Source organism: Paeniglutamicibacter sp. NPDC012692 (genome assembly GCF_042901625.1).
Classification (GTDB): Bacteria; Actinomycetota; Actinomycetes; order Actinomycetales; family Micrococcaceae; genus Paeniglutamicibacter.
Map to the genome: position 1 here is coordinate 1,364,278 of NZ_JBIBDE010000001.1, position 17,696 is coordinate 1,381,973.

Annotated in this window: 18 protein-coding genes; 10 read left to right on the plus strand and 8 right to left on the minus strand. The window is 67.4% G+C overall.

What is annotated here, in order from left to right; all coding sequences use genetic code 11:
* Window positions 1-23 precede the first annotated feature (23 nt).
* From mshD to asd, 10 genes are all read left to right on the plus strand, one after another.
* Window positions 24-1,013 (plus strand): mycothiol synthase, encoded by a 990-nt coding sequence (gene mshD / locus ACFY5D_RS06325; RefSeq protein ID WP_387526527.1) that lies wholly within the window; start codon window positions 24-26, stop codon window positions 1,011-1,013.
* 83 nt (window positions 1,014-1,096) lie between these two features.
* On the plus strand, window positions 1,097-3,310 hold the full coding sequence (locus tag ACFY5D_RS06330) for an RNA degradosome polyphosphate kinase (RefSeq protein WP_387526530.1): 2,214 nt from the start codon (window positions 1,097-1,099) through the stop codon (window positions 3,308-3,310).
* A gap of 10 nt (window positions 3,311-3,320) precedes the next feature.
* Window positions 3,321-4,280, plus strand: coding sequence for an NUDIX domain-containing protein (locus ACFY5D_RS06335; protein ID WP_387526533.1), 960 nt, complete (start codon window positions 3,321-3,323; stop codon window positions 4,278-4,280).
* Between the two features lie 84 nt (window positions 4,281-4,364).
* The gene (locus ACFY5D_RS06340) at window positions 4,365-4,691 is read left to right on the plus strand and encodes a GNAT family N-acetyltransferase (RefSeq protein WP_387526536.1); all 327 of its coding nucleotides are present in this window, start codon (window positions 4,365-4,367) and stop codon (window positions 4,689-4,691) included.
* 87 nt (window positions 4,692-4,778) lie between these two features.
* Window positions 4,779-6,701, plus strand: a complete 1,923-nt coding sequence (locus ACFY5D_RS06345) for a hypothetical protein (RefSeq protein ID WP_387526539.1) — start codon at window positions 4,779-4,781, stop codon at window positions 6,699-6,701.
* Complete coding sequence (locus tag ACFY5D_RS06350) at window positions 6,698-7,078, plus strand: GntR family transcriptional regulator (RefSeq protein ID WP_387526542.1); 381 nt, start codon at window positions 6,698-6,700, stop codon at window positions 7,076-7,078. Before ACFY5D_RS06345 ends, ACFY5D_RS06350 begins: the two co-directional genes overlap by 4 nt.
* Window positions 7,079-7,245: 167 nt before the next feature.
* Complete coding sequence (locus tag ACFY5D_RS06355; RefSeq protein WP_387526545.1) at window positions 7,246-8,049, plus strand: thymidylate synthase; 804 nt, start codon at window positions 7,246-7,248, stop codon at window positions 8,047-8,049.
* Window positions 8,046-8,618, plus strand: coding sequence for a dihydrofolate reductase (locus ACFY5D_RS06360; RefSeq protein WP_387526547.1), 573 nt, complete (start codon window positions 8,046-8,048; stop codon window positions 8,616-8,618). Before ACFY5D_RS06355 ends, ACFY5D_RS06360 begins: the two co-directional genes overlap by 4 nt.
* Window positions 8,615-8,854: an NF038396 family protein gene (locus ACFY5D_RS06365; RefSeq protein WP_387526550.1), complete on the plus strand. Its 240-nt coding sequence runs from the start codon at window positions 8,615-8,617 to the stop codon at window positions 8,852-8,854. Before ACFY5D_RS06360 ends, ACFY5D_RS06365 begins: the two co-directional genes overlap by 4 nt.
* Window positions 8,855-9,043: 189 nt before the next feature.
* Window positions 9,044-10,162 carry an aspartate-semialdehyde dehydrogenase gene (asd, locus tag ACFY5D_RS06370; protein WP_387526553.1) on the plus strand — a complete coding sequence of 373 codons (1,119 nt, stop codon included), beginning with the start codon at window positions 9,044-9,046 and terminating at the stop codon, window positions 10,160-10,162.
* A gap of 96 nt (window positions 10,163-10,258) precedes the next feature.
* Here asd and ACFY5D_RS06375 read toward each other — a convergent pair whose 3' ends face one another.
* The 8 genes from ACFY5D_RS06375 to ACFY5D_RS06410 all read right to left on the minus strand — a co-directional run bounded on the left by ACFY5D_RS06375 (window position 10,259) and on the right by ACFY5D_RS06410 (window position 17,498).
* Entirely contained in the window at window positions 10,259-11,392 is a 1,134-nt protein-coding gene (locus ACFY5D_RS06375; RefSeq protein ID WP_387526556.1) for a winged helix DNA-binding domain-containing protein, read from the minus strand.
* Window positions 11,393-11,427: 35 nt separating this feature from the next.
* Window positions 11,428-12,504, minus strand: coding sequence for a UDP-N-acetylmuramate dehydrogenase (locus tag ACFY5D_RS06380; RefSeq protein ID WP_387526559.1), 1,077 nt, complete (start codon window positions 12,502-12,504; stop codon window positions 11,428-11,430).
* 126 nt (window positions 12,505-12,630) lie between these two features.
* Window positions 12,631-13,932: an MFS transporter gene (locus tag ACFY5D_RS06385; RefSeq protein ID WP_387526562.1), complete on the minus strand. Its 1,302-nt coding sequence runs from the start codon at window positions 13,930-13,932 to the stop codon at window positions 12,631-12,633.
* A gap of 44 nt (window positions 13,933-13,976) precedes the next feature.
* Window positions 13,977-14,417 carry a MaoC family dehydratase gene (locus ACFY5D_RS06390; protein ID WP_387526565.1) on the minus strand — a complete coding sequence of 147 codons (441 nt, stop codon included), beginning with the start codon at window positions 14,415-14,417 and terminating at the stop codon, window positions 13,977-13,979.
* Window positions 14,417-14,866, minus strand: a complete 450-nt coding sequence (locus ACFY5D_RS06395; RefSeq protein ID WP_387526567.1) for a MaoC family dehydratase N-terminal domain-containing protein — start codon at window positions 14,864-14,866, stop codon at window positions 14,417-14,419. The genes ACFY5D_RS06390 and ACFY5D_RS06395 overlap by 1 nt, the downstream gene beginning before the upstream one ends.
* A 58-nt stretch (window positions 14,867-14,924) precedes the next feature.
* Complete coding sequence (locus ACFY5D_RS06400; protein WP_387526569.1) at window positions 14,925-15,200, minus strand: hypothetical protein; 276 nt, start codon at window positions 15,198-15,200, stop codon at window positions 14,925-14,927.
* Window positions 15,201-15,233: 33 nt separating this feature from the next.
* Entirely contained in the window at window positions 15,234-16,169 is a 936-nt protein-coding gene (locus ACFY5D_RS06405) for a DUF2797 domain-containing protein (RefSeq protein ID WP_387526572.1), read from the minus strand.
* The gene (locus tag ACFY5D_RS06410; protein WP_387526575.1) at window positions 16,170-17,498 is read right to left on the minus strand and encodes a MinD/ParA family protein; all 1,329 of its coding nucleotides are present in this window, start codon (window positions 17,496-17,498) and stop codon (window positions 16,170-16,172) included.
* Between the last annotated feature and the right edge of the window lie 198 nt (window positions 17,499-17,696).

A 17,696-nucleotide genomic window follows, 5' to 3' on the forward strand; every position in this document is an offset into this window, starting at 1 on the left:
GCCGCGGCGCTATGTTTAGGGGTATGAACGCCGCCAAAAACCCCCTAGTCTCCATCGACATCGTCAAGGGCTCACCGGAACAAAACGTCTTGGGCGCGGTGCGCACGCTTGCCGCAGCGGCCGAGGAGGCCGACGGCAACCCGCCGCTGAGCGAACAGACGCTCCTGAAGCTGCGCAGCGAGCCGGACACCGACGCCATCATCGGTGCCTACGCCTACCTGCTGGAAAGCGCCGACTACGATTCGGGCGAGCTGGTCGGCGCCGCGGTCGCCGTGCTGGGAACCGCCGGCCAGCCGGGCACCCTTGAACTTGCGGTGCACCCGTCGTTCCGCGAGGACGGGATCGCCGGCGCCCTGCTCGAGGCCCTGGCCGAGCGCACGGACCTCACGGCCCTGCGCGCCTGGGCCCACGGAAACCACGAGGGCGCGGCCAAGCTCGCCGAGCGCTTCGGCTTCACCCCGGTGCGCGAGCTGTGGCGCATGCGCCTGGTCCACGGAACCCCCGTCCCCGCCCCGGTGCTGCCGGCCGGCACCCGCATCCGCGCCTTCAACCCGGACACGGACGGCCCGGCCTGGGTCGCGGCGAACGCCGCCGCGTTCGCGCACCACCCGGAACAGGGCGCCATGACCCTGGCGGACCTGCACGCCCGCATGGGCGAGGACTGGTTCGATGCCGCGGGCTTCCTGCTCGCCGTCGACGCGGACGACCGCATCCAGGGCTTCCACTGGACCAAGGTGCACCCGGCGACCTCCTCCGCCACCACCGGGGAGCACCAGGCGATTGGCGAGATCTACGTGGTGGGCGTGGTCCCGGCGGCGCAGGGCACGGGCCTGGGCAAGGCACTGACCCTGGCCGGCATCGAACACCTGAACGGCAAGGGCCTGGACGCCCTGATGCTCTACGTGGATGCGGACAACACTGCCGCCGTGGCGCTGTACCGGAAGCTCGGTTTTACCAAGTGGGATGTCGATGTCATGTACGCGCCGGCATCGTCGCGCGATTCGGTAGAGTAAGTACCAGACGCAAAGCCGCGTGCCCGACGTTCCGCCGACGGGCATGCGGCTTCCTACTTCACTCCAAGCTAGGGGCACACACCATGGACCCGCAACCAGTCACCACCGCTTTGGGCCTCACCGACGTGCCGGCGGCACGCGCGACGCAGGACCGGATCGAGCTGCCCGACTTCGGCCCCTCCGCGGTTCCCGACGGCGATTTCGCCGACGACAGGTTCCTGGACCGGGAACTGAGCTGGTTGCACTTCAACGCCCGTGTGCTGGAGCTCGCCGAGGACCCGGACCTGCACCTGCTGGAGCGGGTCAGCTTCCTGTCGATCTTCGCCTCCAACCTCGACGAGTTCTTCATGGTCCGCGTCGCCGGCCTCAAGCGCCGCATCGCCACAGGCCTTGCCGTGCCCTCCCCCGCGGGCATCAGCCCGATCGACCAGCTGGAAATGCTCCTCAACGACGCGCACGCGCTGCAACTGCGCCATGCAAAGGTCTTCGCCGAGCAGGTCCGCCCCGCCCTGGAGGAAGAGCAGATCCTGCTCACCACCTGGGGCGAGCTGGATTCCCGCGCGCAGCAGGAGCTGCACCGCTGGTTCATCGACCAGGTCTTCCCGATCCTCACCCCGCTGGCCGTCGATCCGGCCCACCCCTTCCCATACATCTCCGGGCTTTCGCTGAACCTAGCCGTAGTGGTCCGCAACCCGGTGAGCGGCAAGGAGCTCTTCGCCCGCCTGAAGGTGCCGGACACCATGCCGCGGCTGATCTCCGTGGACGGGCCGCGCGCCGGCAACACCGCCGGCCGCGTGGCGCGCTTCGTCACGCTCGAGGACGTGATCGCCCAGCACCTGGAGCACCTGTTCGCCGGCATGGAAATCGTCGAGTACCACTTCTTCCGCGTCACCCGCAACGAGGACCTGGAGGTGGAGGAGGACGACGCCGAGAACCTGCTGCAGGCCCTGGAGAAGGAACTGCTGCGCCGCCGCTTCGGCCCGCCGGTGCGCCTCGAAGTGGTCGACGACATCGCGCCGAACATCCGCGCGCTGCTGGTGCGCGAGCTGGGCATCGAAGAGGACGAGGTCTTCGCACTTCCGGCCCCGCTGGACCTGCGCGGCCTGGGCGTGATCGCCGGCATCGACCGCCCGGACCTGCACTACCCCAAGCAGCTGGCGCACACCTCCCGGCACCTGAACGAGTCGGAGACCTCCAAGGCCGCCAATGTGTTCGCCGCGATGCGCCGCCGCGACATCCTGCTGCACCACCCCTACGATTCGTTCTCCACCTCCGTCCAGGCGTTCCTGGAGCAGGCGGCCAACGACCCGAAGGTCATGGCCATCAAGCAGACGCTCTACCGCACCTCCGGCGACTCGCCGATCGTGGACGCCCTGATCGACGCCGCGGAGGCCGGCAAGCAGGTGCTGGCCCTGGTGGAGATCAAGGCGCGCTTCGACGAGCAGGCCAACATCTCCTGGGCACGCAAGCTGGAGCAGGCGGGCGTGCACGTGGTCTACGGCATCGTGGGTCTCAAGACGCACTCCAAGCTCTCCCTGGTGATCCGCCGCGAGGGCGACAAGTTGCGCCGCTACTGCCACATCGGCACCGGCAACTACCACCCGCGCACGGCCCGCTACTACGAGGACCTGGGCCTGCTCACCAGCGACGAGCAGGTCGGCGAGGACCTCTCGCACCTGTTCAACCAGCTCTCCGGCTACGCGCCGCGCTCCACCTTCAAGCGCCTGCTGGTCGCCCCGCGCTCGCTGCGCTCGGGGCTGATCGACAGGATCGAGGCGGAGATCGCCAACCGCCGCGCCGGGCTTGCCGCCCGTGTGGTGATCAAGGTGAACTCCATGGTCGACGAGGCCATCATCGACGCGCTGTACCGGGCCTCCCAGGCCGGGGTGCGGGTCGACGTGATCGTGCGCGGCATCTGCGCGCTGCGCCCGGGCATCCCGGGTCTGAGCGAGAACATCCGGGTGCGCTCGGTGCTGGGCCGCTTCCTGGAACACAGCCGCGTGTTCATGTTCGCCAACGCCGGGTCACCGATGATCTACATCGGCTCCGCCGACATGATGCACCGCAACCTGGACCGCCGGGTGGAGGCGCTGGTCGCGCTGAGCAGCCACGAGGACATCGCCGAGCTGGTGCTATTGCTCGACCGCTACATGGCCCCGGGCACCGCCAGCTGGCACCTTGACTGCGAGGGCGCCTGGACGCGCCACCACAAGGATGCGGACGGCACGCCGCTGCAGGACATCCAGTCGTGGCTGCTTGATTCACGGGCCCGCCAGCGGACGGCAGTGAGGCGCTAGAACCGTGCACATGCTTCGCTCCTGCGATTCCCAGGAGGTTCGTGAGGGTACCTTTGCCGTGGTCGCGGCCGGTGCCATTGTTTGGCGCATCAACCAGGGCGAGTTGGAAGTCCTGATGATCCACCGAGAGCGCTACAACGACTGGTCCTGGCCCAAGGGCAAGATCGACGAGGGCGAGACCATGCCCGAGTGCGCCGCCCGAGAGGTCTTCGAGGAGGTCGGGCTCGACATCGAGCTGGGCGTCCCGCTTCCCGCCATGACCTACGAAGTGGGCAGCGGCACCAAGGTCGTCTACTACTGGGCGGCCAAGGCCCCCAGCACCAAGCCCGTTCCCGACGGCAGGGAAACCGACGCCGTGCGCTGGTGCACCCCGAAAATGGCGGGCAAGTGGCTGACGAATCCGGGCGACATGGCTCCCCTGGAGTCGCTGGTACAGGCACACAAGGCACGGGTGCTGGAAACCCAGCCCTTCCTGGTGGTGCGCCACGCAAAGGCCAAGCCTCGTTCGAACTGGACCCGGGAAGAGGGCAAGCGCCCGCTGGCCGCAACGGGCCAGCGCCAGGCATTGGCAGTGGCCCGACTGCTGGACGCCTGGCGTCCGGAGCGGGTGGCGTCCAGCCCGTGGACCCGATGCGTGCAGACCATCACGCCGTATGTGAAACAGCAGCGTTTCACCGTCAAGCTGTTGAATTCCACCACCGAGCACGAGGCCAACCGCCGCCCGAACAAGGCGCGGAAGGCCGTTGCCAAGTTGCTGGACAAGCGCCGGGCGCAGGTGCTCTGCACGCACCGGCCGGTGTTGCCGCTGATCCTCGAGGAACTCAGGTTGCGGATGGCAGATTCGCTTGCGGCGTTCCTGCCCGCCGAGGATCCGTTCCTGCGCCCGGGTTCCCTGCTGGTGGTCCACCAACCCATAGCTGGCAAGGGAAAACTCGTTTCGGTGGAAGTTTATGACGCATTTGAAGACTAGTCGAAGGTCTTGGATGTAGGCTCTGAGACAAGCCCCCGCGAGAGGTTTGCGGGGCGTGGTCCTGACGAATAAGAGGAGTGCATCATGGCTGTTGCAAATCACGGCACCGTCCCACGGAAGATCGTTCACCAGGGACTGCGCCTGGACCATGACCGGGACCGCGGCCGCTACAGCCTGTGGCAGGGCCCCACCTATGTGGGCTTCCTCGGCTACCACCTCGAGGAGGGCGTGGCTACGCTGCAGCACACCATCATCAAAGAGGAGTACAGCCGGCAAGGCTACGCCCGCGCCCTTGTCACGCTGGTCTTGGAAGACCTACGGAAGCAGAACGCGAAGATCGTTCCGGAATGCACCTACGTGCAGGACTACCTGCGCCGCTACCCCGAGTACAACGACATGCTGGCCGCCTGACCATTGTTTTGACACGTCCCTTGGACAATTGAACTTTGTCTCAATGCATTGATACATTGAGACAAAGTTCAACCAGGGGGTTCCTTCATGATGGGCGCAGCAACGGCCGCGGGTCTCGGTTTGGCCATGTCGGCCGTGTTCATTTATCTGGTGCTCAGGGCCTTTGCCGGCAACCCGGCGGCACCGCACAGCACCGAGGGCGTTTCCCGCCACGCGTTCTGGACGGCCGTCATCGCATTCTTCGCTAGCGGCACCGCCGGCTTGGAAAACCTGTGGGCAACCCAGCAACCGCTTGCCGCCGATGCCGGGTCCTTCGAGAACCTAGCCATGCATGCGGCGGCACCCGGCTTCTGGCTCGGCGTGATCTATCTGATCGGGCAATACACCTGGCCCCGGCATCTGCAGCCTGTCCGCTCGGCCTCCCTTGAGGTACGCAGCGTCAAGAAGGTCGTGCCCAAGTACCTGGCCGGGGTCCTGCTACTTGCCACGATCCTCAGCGCCGCCGCCATCACCATCGCCTGGAACGATGCCGGTGCTCCCTCGCGCACCGGAAACGACGGCACCGGATGGACCACGGAAAACGGCATGTACGACGGCGAGTTCGACGAGTTCGGAAATCCCGTCAACCAGCCTTACGACGGGGCAACAGACGAATACGGCAACCCCGTGGACTCCGACGGATATGTCCTCTCCGATGACGAGATTGCGGAGATGAACGCGAATGCCGCGCTCGAAGAGGTTCCCGACATCCCAAGCATCGACGGCACCCGACCAGGCTCCCTGGTGGGTCCATATCTTGCCGGCGGGTTGGCGCTGCTCCTGGCCAGCGTCAGTGGCATCACCGCGTTGGTGATCCGCCGCCCGCCCCTTCAATCCCTCGACGCCGATGACAACGACGTGCTGCGTGCCGTGTGGCTCAACAGGCTGCTGCGCACCGCCGTGATCGCGGTGTCGGGTTTCGGCACCATGTCACTGCAGTACGTCGCCCAAGGGGTCAGGGCCCGTGCCGCATGGGACATGCCACTGGATGTCCACGGCATTGGCGGCAGCCAAGCCGAAGCCGTCGCCAACTGGCTGATGGGCGCCAGTACCATCTGGATACTGCTGGCGATCGTCACAACGGCCGCGTGGGCGCCACCCAGGCTGAACTTCGTCAACTCCGTGCAGGCCGCTGGCATGCCGCTGCACTCGTCCGCGTATTCCAAGGCCCGGGATTTCCTCTTCCTGGCCCAGGGAGTGGGCGCGCTGCTGGTCGTCGTAGTCTTCGGCGTCCTCGGACTACTTCGATCGTTCGGCTATAGCGGAACGATCGCCGAGAGCGTCCAAATTGGGGGGCAAGGCAGCCCGTTGCCCTACGACGAATCGCCTTGGATGGCCGGATATGACTCTGCAGCAAGGTTGGACGACATTTCGGTGCACACACAGATGCTGGCTTCGGCTGCGTGCGCATACCTGCTGGTGCAATTACTAGCCGCCTATATAGTCAGGCGTCGGCTGGGCAACCGGCTTGAGCTAGCAGAACCGAGATCCGCGTTGCTGCCACTGTGGTTCACCATCGTGGTCTGCTGTGCCTTGGCCACGGGATTGGCTTCCGGCACGAACTTCATCTTCAACGGTGCGCCTGAGACGAGAATTGCCGCCACGTGGATGCTCGGGATCGTTGCCGTCACGGCAGCGCTGGCCGTGCTGCTTTATCGGGCGGCCGTCCGCCGCCCGGCGCTCGAGGGCGCAAGCGACAGCGAGGACTTCGAGCTCCGGGTTGTCATCGCCCACCGCGGGGTACGCCTGTTCGGCGGGGTGTCGCTGATTGCCGCAGCCATCTTGGCAAACCCCAACTACCTGATCCAGACCACTTTCTCCGGCTACACGGACTACTCCTACACCAGCGACCCGTCCGCCTTCCAGGTCATTTGTCTGGTGCTGGGCATCGCACTGTGTTTCCTGCCGGCCTCCACCGCGTATACGCGGCGGGCGGCCAGGTCCCGCCCGGGCGCGGCGGCAGCCGCATGAGCACCCTGATCACCGTCGACTTGCGCGACGCCACTCCCCCATTCGAACAGATCCGCGCGCAGATCGCTTCGCTGATTGACGTGGGTCAGCTGGCCAATGGATCACGCCTGCCCACGGTACGGGCCCTGGCCTCCGACCTTGGCGTGGCCACGGGCACCGTGGCCCGTGCCTACAAGGAGCTCGAGGCCGCAGGGCTGATCGAAAGCCGTCGGCGCCTGGGCACTGTCGTCATGCATTCCTCCCCGGCCGCCGACGGGGCAGCGGACTCGCCGCTTGAGGCGATGATCGACGAACTCATCGGCGAAGCAAGGGCCGCGGGCATAAAGGACGACACCCTGGTTTCCCTGCTCCGCGGCCGGCTGCGCGCCTCGGGCTAAGCGCTTTCCACCCGGCCTCGACACGGGACGGACGCTCCATGAATGTCGCCATCAGCCATACCCGGGCCCGGTTTGCCACTATGCCTTTCGTAGTGATCATCAGCGCATTTCACGTGTTTGCGTCACACGTCGCGAGCCGAATCCCCGTGCCCGACTAGACTTAGTAGGTGACGATTCAAACCCCATACGAAGACTTGCTGCGTGAAGTCCTGGCCCACGGCACCGCCAAGGGCGACCGGACCGGCACCGGCACCTTCAGTGTTTTTGGCCGCCAAATGCGCTTTGACCTGTCGGAATCCTTTCCGCTGATCACTACCAAGCGCGTCCATTTCAAGTCCGTTGCCGTGGAACTCTTGTGGTTCCTGCGCGGGGACTCGAACATCTCCTATCTTCAAGAGAACGGCGTGAAGATCTGGGACGAGTGGGCGGATGCCGATGGCGAACTCGGCCCGGTGTACGGCGTGCAATGGCGCTCGTGGCCCACGGCCGACGGCCGCCACATCGACCAGATCTCCCAGGTCATGGATTCGCTGCGCGAGAACCCCGATTCCCGCCGCCACATCGTCTCTGCGTGGAACGTCTCGGAGATCGAGAACATGGCACTGCCGCCATGCCACGCCTTCTTCCAGTTCTACGTCGCCGACGGCAAGCTTTCCTGCCAGCTCTACCAGCGCAGCGCCGACATGTTCCTGGGAGTCCCCTTCAACATCGCCTCCTACGCATTGCTGACCCGCATGATGGCGGACCAGCTGGGCCTTCAGCCCGGCGAGTTCGTCTGGACCGGCGGCGACACGCACATCTACGCCAACCACTTGGAGCAGGTCAAGGAACAGCTCGCCCGCGAGCCATACCCGTACCCGCAGCTGCGCATCACGCGCACCCCAGATTCAATCTTCGACTACACGATCGACGACTTCGTCATCGAGGATTACCGACACCACCCGACGATTAAGGCCCCCATCGCCGTATGAGCAACCTGAATTCCAGCGCCGGACACCGCGCCGAGACCACCACCCCCGAACGACTGGGCATGATCTGGGCGGAGGCCGCAAACCGCGTCATCGGCTTGGACGGGTCCATGCCGTGGCACCTGCCCGAGGACATGGCCCACTTCAAGCGCACCACGATGGGCCACCCGGTCATCATGGGCCGCAAGACCTGGGAATCGTTCCCGGAAAAGTTCCGTCCGCTGAGCGGCCGCACCAACATCGTCATCACCCGCGATGCCTCGACCCACGCCGCATTGAGCACAGCCGGCGCGACCCCGGTTTCCTCCCCGGAGGAAGCCCTCCAGGTTGCGCGCGCCAGCGACGGCGCCGAGGAAATCTGGGTCATCGGCGGCGGGGAAATCTACGCGGCCCTCGCCCCGAAGGCCAACCTGGCGATCGTCACCGTGATCAATGACAGCCTGAAGGGCGACACCACTGCCCCGGCGCTGGACTCGGCCTGGACCAAGGCCATGAGCGAACCGGACACCGGGTGGCTCAAGTCGGCCAACGGCACCGAATACCGCATCGAGGCATGGGAGCGCGGCGCGTGAAGGACAGCCTGAAGGCGCTGAAGACCCACCCCGAGGCGCTCTTTGTCCTGGGCTACATGTTCTTCCCGCTCTTCGCCCTGATCTTTGCGGGCCTTGGCCTGTTCCTGATCCTGACCGGTTCCAAGATCATGGGCTTGGTCCTGCTGCTCACGCTGACCCAGGTCTTTGCCTTCAGCTCGCTCTGGGCCGTCGGCGCGCGCAAGAAGCTGCTTGCCGACGAAGACAAGAAGCCGTAACGCCGGAGTCGTCAGACGACCGCACCATGATGGACGCCGTGCCCGGGGAATTTTCCCCTTCGGGTGCGGCGTCCTTCGTTTGCCTACGCGGCATTCTCCCGGCGCCGCCCGCCCCGAACAACCGCACCGTGGCGCCCGTGTGGCGTAACCAACTCCCCAATCGCGGACCCGAAGCCTTAAGATGGATCCATGACTTCTTCCGTTGGCTTTGTCGGTTACCGCGGCATGGTTGGCTCTGTTCTGATGCAACGCATGCAGGACGAGGGCGACTTTGCGAATCTCGATCCCGTGTTCTTCTCCACGTCCAATGCGGGCGGCGCGGCCCCCGCATTCGCCGAAGGCGCACCTGCGCTTCAGGATGCCTACGACCTGGACACCCTGGCCAAGCTGCCGATCATCGTCACCGCCCAGGGCGGGGACTACACCAAGGCCGTGCACGGCGACCTGCGTGCGCGCGGCTGGGACGGCCTCTGGATCGATGCGGCATCCACGCTGCGCATGAACGACGACTCCGTCATCGTCTTGGACCCGATCAACCGCAACGTCATCGACGCCTCGCTGGCCTCGGGAACCAAGGACTTCATCGGCGGCAACTGCACCGTCTCGTGCATGCTCATGGGCCTGGGCGGACTGTTCAAGAACGGCCTGGTCGAGTGGGGAACCGCGATGACCTACCAGGCAGCCTCCGGCGGCGGCGCCCGCCACATGCGCGAACTGCTCAACCAGTTCGGCACGATCAACGGCAACGTCGCGGCCGAACTCGACGACCCGGCCTCGGCGATCCTCGAGATCGACCGCAAGGTCCTCGCCACCCAGCGCGGCGGACTCGACGCCTCCCAGTTCGGCGTGCCGCTTGCCGGTTCGTTGATCCCGTGGATCGACTCGGACCTGGGCAACGGCCAGTCCAAGGAAGAGTGGAAGGCCGGGGTCGAAACCAACAAGATCCTGGGCACCACCGACGCCAACAAGGTCATCATGGACGGCCTGTGCGTGCGCATCGGCGCCATGCGCTCGCACTCCCAGGCACTCACCCTCAAACTCACCGAGGACCTTTCGGTGGCCGAGATCGAGAAGCTGCTGGCCGAGGACAACGAGTGGGCCAAGGTGGTTCCGAACACCAAGGACGCCACGGTCGACGCTCTGACCCCGGTTGCCGCATCCGGCACCCTGGACATCCCGGTGGGACGCATCCGCAAGCTCGAAATGGGCCCGCAGTACATCTCGGCGTTCACCGTCGGCGACCAGCTGCTGTGGGGCGCCGCCGAGCCGCTGCGCCGCATGCTCGCGATCGCGCAGGGACGCCTCTAGCCTTCGGCGGGGTTCTTCGAGCAAGACTTCATGCCGGGTTCCGGCGGCCTTCCCTGGTGTGGGGCGGCCGCCGGAACCCGGCATTTCTTGTTTGGGCTAGCCCGCCCGGAATTTCAGGTGGTCGTCCATGCGCGAATGCATCCGGGCCAGCAGGCTCGCCGGGGTCCCGGCCTCGAAGGGCACTGCAACGGCGCGGGTTTCCTTGCCCGTGGTCTCCACCTGCCAGGTGCCGACCGTATGCCCGCCGCTGACCAGCGTCCGGCGGAAGACCCCGTTGCCGCCCGGGGCGATGGCGTCCGTATGCTCCGGGGCGAGCGTGGCGGTGCGATCCCTGTACCCGAGCAGGAACTCGTCGAACCCCGGCAGCGCGAGCACGCTGCGCGCCCCGGGGGCGTCGTCCCAGAGCGCATCGATTTCCGGCGCAAGATGGTAGGCGCTGCCGCCGAGTTCACGGGTGGCCAGTTGGCCGCCAATGGCCTTCAGCGCGGCCCGCACCGGCGTCAGCCCGAGGCCCAGCCACCAGGCGCAGTCGGAGACCGTCGCCGGCCCGTGCGAGCGGAAGTAGCGCAGGACAATCCCCCGCAGGGCCTCCTCGGGGTCCGCGGCGGTTGCGTCCGGGCCGGGCGACCACCGGGCGCTCGCCATGAACAGCTGGCGGGTTCCGGATCCGGGCTCCATGCGTCCCTGCACCAGCTCGCCGGTGAGGCTCAGGGCGACCAGCAGGTGGTAGCCGCGCTGCCCGGAAACATCCGACCCGGCGGCGGACATTGCCTCCATCAAATCGGAGCGGCTTGCGCCCGCCGTGCCGCAGCGTTCCACGACCACCGGCAGCAGCGATTCGAGTTCCGCCTCGGTGATGCCTTCCCGCCGCCAGGTTGCCGCGGCCTGGGCCCGCATGCGCGGCGCGGTGACACCGAGCAGCGGGCGGAGCAGTTGCGGATCCAGGAACATGAGCGTGCCGCGGGCGCCCCAGGAACGGACGACGACGCCGGATTCGAGGGCCGCGTGGACCTGGGCCAGGGTGCTGCCGGGCAGCCGTACGCCCAGCGCCCAGCAGGCCTGTGCCAGGTCCTGGGCCTGCATCATGCCCATGCGCCGGACCACGTCGGCCGGGGTGCTCGCGTGCGCGGCCCCGTCCGGGATCCCGGGCAGCAGGCCCTGCGCGGCCAGCCGCAGCCGTGCCAGGCGGAGCCTGTCGCTGCCTGTCAGCGGGGCAGGTACAGTGGCCATGGGTGGGGCTCCCGGGTTGTTGGAGGTTGCAGCCGTTAGAGGCTGCAGCCGATCAGCAGCGGCTCGTTGTGCAGTTCGATGCCGAAGCGGTCCTTGACGCCGGCGCGCACGGCCCGGGCGATGGCAAGGATGTCCTCGCTTCCCGCTCCCCCGCGGTTGGTGATCGCGAGCGTGTGCTTGGAGGACAGCGAGGCGCGGCCCCCGGCCACGTCTTCGCCCGCGGTGCCGGGCAGTCCGTAGCCCTTGCCGAAGCCGGCGCGGTCGATCAGCCAGGCGGCGGAGAGCTTGACCTTGCCCGGTTCGGCGGCCGGGAAGTTCGGCGCGCCCTCCGGCAGGGTTTCCAGGACGGAGGCGTCGACGATCGGGTTGGTGAAGAAGGAGCCGGTCGAGTAGGTGTCGCGGTCGGCCGGATCGAACACCATGCCCTTGGAGGCGCGCAGTTCCAGCACCTTGGTGCGCACCGCGCCGGCGTCGGCCCGCTCGCCTGCCTCGACGCCGAGCGAGTTGGCAAGCTCCTTGTAGCGGACGGGTGCGGAGTCCGCGCGGCGTTCGAGCGCGAAGCTGACCGAGAGCACCACGTACTCCGGGGAACCCTCGACGGTGGTGCGCTTGAGCAGCGAATCCCTGTAGCCGAAGCCCAGGCCCGCATTGCCGAAGTGCGTGGTGCGGCCGGTGGAGCGCTCGAACACGCGGACCTCCAACAGGCTGTGGGCCACCTCGGCCCCGTAGGCGCCCACGTTCTGCACCGGGGTGGCACCGGACGAACCGGGGATGCCGGAGAGGGCCTCGAGCCCGCTGAGCCCGGCGGCCAGGGTCTGCGCGACCGCATTGTCCCACGGATGTCCCGCCGCGATGTCCACGCGCACGCGTCCGTCGGCCAGTTCCCCGGCGATCTCGACGCCGTGCGATTCGATGTGCAGCACCGTTCCGTCGTAGCCGGCATCGTCGATGACCAGGTTGGACCCGCCGCCGATGATCAGCAGCTTGTCCTCGCGGGCATCGGCCCCGGCCACGGCGGCAACGATCTCTTCCTCGGTGTGCGCGCGCACCAGGGTGCGGGCCGGGCCGCCGACGCCGGTGGTGGTCATCTGGGAGAGCAACGGGGTGTTCACTGTTTCTTGCGCCTGTTCTGGGAATGCCTGCCGGCGCGGATGCCGGCGGTCTGGAGATCGGGTGGTGGGGGGGGATCCGGTCGTGGGGAGATCCGGGGCCGTGCCGGGATCGGCCGGCAGCGGGGCCTACTCCTTGATGGTAGCCTCGCCGGTGGCCGGTTGCCCGTCGGGCCCCGGTTCCTGCGTGGAGGTTTGTTCCGGCACGGGGACCTGGTCAGGGTCCGCCGCGTGTTCCGGGACGGGCTTGTGCTCCGGGACGGGCTTGTGCTCCGGGGCCGTGGCTCCGGCCAGCATGAAGGACATGACCACCAGCACCCCGACGGACGCCAGGGCGTTGAGCAGGCCGATCCGGTCCGCCAGCAGGCCCAGCAGCGGCGGCCCGCCCAGGAACGCGCCGTAGCCGATGGTGGAGACCACCGAGACGCGCGCCGCGGCCCGCATGGGGTCGTCGGACGCGGCCGTCATCGCGACCGGGAAGCTCAGCGCCACGCCCAGCCCCCACAGCGCCAACGCGGCCATCGCAGTCTGCACTGAGGGACCGAAGACGAAGAGCAGCAGCCCGGCCAGCGCGCTTGCCGCGGAGACCCGCATGACAAGCACCCGCCCGAAGCGGTCCAGGATGCGGCCGCCGAGCATCCGCGCCACGGTCATCGCGGTCACGAACACGCCGTAACCCAGGGCGCCGACGGTGTTCGCCGAACCGTATCCGTCGGAGAGCGCCAGCGCGACCCAGTCGCCCGCGGCGCCCTCGGCCAGCGCCATGCCCAGTACCAGCAGGCCCAGCACCAGGGTGCGGGGTTCGCGCCAAGCGGCGGCCAGCAGCGCCTTGTTGGAGGGGCCGCTGCCGGTGCTGGTTACCTCGTGCCCGAACGTCCGGGCTCCGCCGTGGACCAGCAGGACCACGACCAGCGCCATGATCCCGAAGTGCCAGGCGATCGACAGGTGGATTGCCGCGCCGATCGCACCGGCGGCCGCGCCGACCACGGTGCCGACGGAAAAGAAGCCGTGCAGCGCGGGCATGATGCCCTTGCCCAGCGCCCGTTCCATGGCCGCGCCCTGGACATTGGAGGCGACGTTCCAGCTTGCCGTTCCCATGCCCTGGAGTGCCAGCGCCACCCCGGTCAGCGCCACGGAGCCGAAGACCGCCGAGCTGATGCCCGCCGCGGCCATGGCCGTCGACGCGAGCGTCGCGCCGAGCACCATGGTGCGCTTGGATCCCAACTTCATCACGATGAAGCCGGAGGCGGAGACGGACAGGAAGGAGCCAGCGGTCATGCACAGAAGCAGCAGGCCGACCTCCCCGTGGCTCAGCCCCAGCGCGTCGCGCACCGAGGGCAGCCTGGCCACCAGCGTGGAGATGACAAGCCCCGAGGCGAAGTACGTGGCGATGACGCCGTTGCGCCAGGGCAGCACCTCGGGGTTGGCCACGGCCTTCACCGGGCTGCGCCCGCCGCCGGGTCGGGATCCGTCGCTCAGAATTGCACCAGGGCCTGCGCCTTGACCAGCACCTTGGTTCCCTCGAGCGTGACCGTCAGGTCGACGCGCGCGGTGCGGGCTTCCTCGTCCAGCGCACCGATGGCGCCGCTGATCTCGACGGCCGTGCCCTCGTGGTCGCTCGGGTTCGAGCCGGCCGGGTCGGCCACCGGCACCGGCTTGGTGAAGCGGGTCTGGTAGTCGATGACCGCGCCCGGGTTGCCCACCCAGTTGCTGACCAGCTGCACGGCCGATCCCATGGTGAACATGCCGTGGGCGATGACGCCGGGCAGCCCGACCTCGGTCGCGAAGCGTTCGTTCCAGTGGATCGGGTTGAAGTCCCCTGACGCGCCAGCGTAGCGCACCAGGTCCGCGCGGTTCACGCGGATGGTGGTGGAGCCGATGTCCATGCCCTTTTCAAGGGTTGCAAAGTCGATCATTACTGGTCCTCTCCGCGTACCAGAAGGGAGGAAACCGTGGTGGCGACCTTTTCGCCCGCGGTGGTGGTGATTTCCGAACGGGTGGTGATCATCGCCCCGCCGCCCATCGCACGGACGGTGTCGACGTGCAGTTCGGCGAGCAGTTCGTCGCCGGCGACGATCGGGCGGTGGTGGGTGAAACGCTGGTCTGCGTGCACCACGCGGGAGAAGTCGATGCCGCTGGCCGGGTCGGCGATCAGCTGCGCATCGGCGCGCTGGGCGACGATGATGGCGAAGGTCGGCGGGGCCAGCAGGTCTGCGTGGCCAAGCTCGGCCGCGGCTGCCAGCTCGAAGTGCGCCGGGTGGGTGGCCTTGACGGCTGCGGCGAATTCGCGGATCTTCTCGCGGCCGACAACGTAGGGATCCTTGGCCGGGTAAACGCGACCGGCCAACTCGGGATTGATGCTCATCGGATATTTCTCTCCTGGGCAGGTGTATGGGAAACGGGGGGGTAATGCAGGCGGGGCGCTAGGACTTCTTCTTGCGTTCGCGCCGGGGGCGGGAGGCCGGAACCAGGCCCTGGGAGACGCGCCAGGCCTTTGCGTCGCGGGCACGCACCGTCATTCCGACCAGGTGGGTCAGCACCCCCACGCCGATGATGCCGATGGCCGTGTACATCAGCGGCTGGTTCTTGAGGTTGACACCAATGATGGCCAGGATTATGCCGGTTCCCGAGATGATCATCGACCCGAAGGCCAGTTTCTTGTAGAGTCCGGAAGAAGCTTCCCAGGGAGTATTGGTCATGTGTCAATCCTAATTCAGATGCACGGCCGAAAATCAGAACAATGCCGACTGGATGGCCGGGGATTCCGTCACGTATTGGCCCAGCACCAGTTTCCGGCCCTTGAGCAGGGATGCGTCGGCAACGAAGAGATCGGGGGCGTTCCCCAACCGGACCCCGAGGCCCTGACCCAGGACCGACGCCACGGTGAAGCCGTGCCCTCCGACGGTCAGGTCGGCCGGGTAGGGCTGCAGGGCATTGGTTTCCCAACCCTCCAGCAGGGCCGCCGCCTGCGCCGGGGCGATCCATGGCTCGTCGACGACCCTGAAGGTTTCGCCTCCCTGCTTGGGCAACGAGGCGAGGAATTCCCTCACCCGGGACGCCCGCTCGCTGGTTTCGCCGTCCAACGCGGCGAGGCTGGTGCGGGAGTCGAGCAGGCCGCGCACCTTCGACTGCGCACGCACCTGCTGCGGGAAGCCCATTTCCCTGGTCACCAGGTCTTCCAGGATGCGCACCTGCGCGCCATCCGCCGCCAGGCCGACGTAGCGGGCGCTGACGGCCCCCTGTTCGGCCAGCCTGCGCCACTTGCTGGGGTTCGCCGCGGTGCCGATCTTGCTGACCCCGTGCGCGAAGGACGCGACGTACAGCCAGTGTTCCTGCATCAGGTAGTCCCGCAGCCCGGCGCCGGCGCGCCCGGAGCGGTGGAAGTCGTGCATCGCCCGCGACTGGTCGGCCGCCTCGCAGGACTCGCACTGGGTTCCGCGCTGCACCTCGGCACCCGTCGGGCACGGAACCTGGGTTCGGTGCGTCCGGTCGTGGACCAGCTGGTGGCCAAGGCACCAGCGCCCGGGCAGCACGCCAAAGCCGAGTTCGACCCCGCTGTCCAGGGCGATGTTGCGGGCCTCGTCATTTTCATCCCGCAGGGCCAGTTTGGGGGTCCCCGGTTCGGCAGGCCAAAGGACTCCCCGGCACAGCAGCGCTTGTTCCTGCATTTAGTTGTGCAGCGCCGTGGCCACCGCGGCGGTGGCGTGCAACCACGCCCTGCGGGTGGCAGGACGCAGCCCGTCAAAGCGGATCTGCCCCTTCACCAGTGCCGCGTCGTACGGGACCGTCACCACCGAGCGGGCCAGACGGCGGAAGCCGTGGGCGATCCGGTTAAGCTGGTCGCTGTTGCCCTGCGGTTGGTGCTGGGAAACGATCACCACGGCGTTCTTCGCCAGTTCCGCGTAGTGTCCCCCGCGCTTGGCCAGGGCTTCGAGAAGCAGCGCGCCAGCCTCGGCGTGTTCCTCCACCGTGGTGCTGGCGATGACCAGCTGGTCGGTGTGGTCGATCATGCGCATCCAGCGCTCGGCGGATTCGTCGTTGCCGGAATCGACGATGGTCAACGAGAAGAAGCGCGAGACGATCTCATGCATCACATCGAAATCCTCCGCGTTCACGTGCTGTTCCGAGGCCAGCAGCGTCGGGTCGGTGCGCAGCACGCTGTAGCAGTCCTCGGGTTGGTAGTGCACGTACTCGTGGATGATCGGGTCCCCGACCTTGACGTCCTTGAGCTCGGCGGATGCGGCCAGCAAATCCATCGAATGCCAGGAGTGCTGGCCCTGGACGGTGCGCCAGCCCAGGGTTCCGCGCGTCCCGTTGTTGTCCCAGACCAGGACCGGGTCTCCGCTGTTGCGACCGAAGACCGCCGAGAGCAGCACGGCCGTTGGCGTCTTGTTGGCGCCGCCCTTGCCGTTCACCACGGAGATGGTCTTCGGCTCGTTCAGGCGGGTTCCCACCGTCCGGCGCCAATTGCGTTCCTCGACCTCCTGGGCCGACGGTTCCATGTTGAAGCCCATGCGCGAAAGGAAACCGCGGAACCCGCGTTCAGCACGGAAGGAGGTCTCGTCTTCCGGGCGCAGGAAGGTGTCGCGCTCCCCCTCCCCCGGAGTCATGTCCCGGAAGGCCTGGCGCCGCCCATCCGCCGTGGAGAGGTCATCCAGCCTTGGGGAACCGGCGGCCTCGACCGCGTCGGCGGCCTGGGCTGCCGCGGTGTTTACCGGGGCTGCCGCCTGGGCTGCCGCCTGGGCTGCCGCGGTGTTTACCGGCGCTGCGATGGTCTCCACCGGGGCCTGATCGGCAGAAACCTGAACTTGCTTCGTCTGCTTGTCGGCGGCATTGGAGCCTTTGCCGTCGGCAACTTCGGGCGTCGACGTTTTGGCTGCCGTCCGCTCCGCCATGCTGCTGGCGACCGGGGTGGCCGGCGCCGCGGTCGACGGCGCCGCGGTCGACGGCGACGACGCCACGGGTTTCACGGCACCCGGTTTCGCGGAATCCTGCACCACAGGAACCTTGACCGTCGACGGCGCAGTTGGCTTTGCGATTTGCCGAGGGGCTTCCAAGCCCGGCTTGGCGGATTCAGCCGTTGACTTGCCTGCCTTGTTGGCGTTTTTTGACGGCTTTGTTTCGGCAACGGAGGCCCCCGTATTGGCACTCGGGGCACTCTTTTTGTTTGCCGGCACGGCAGGCGCCACCGGCTT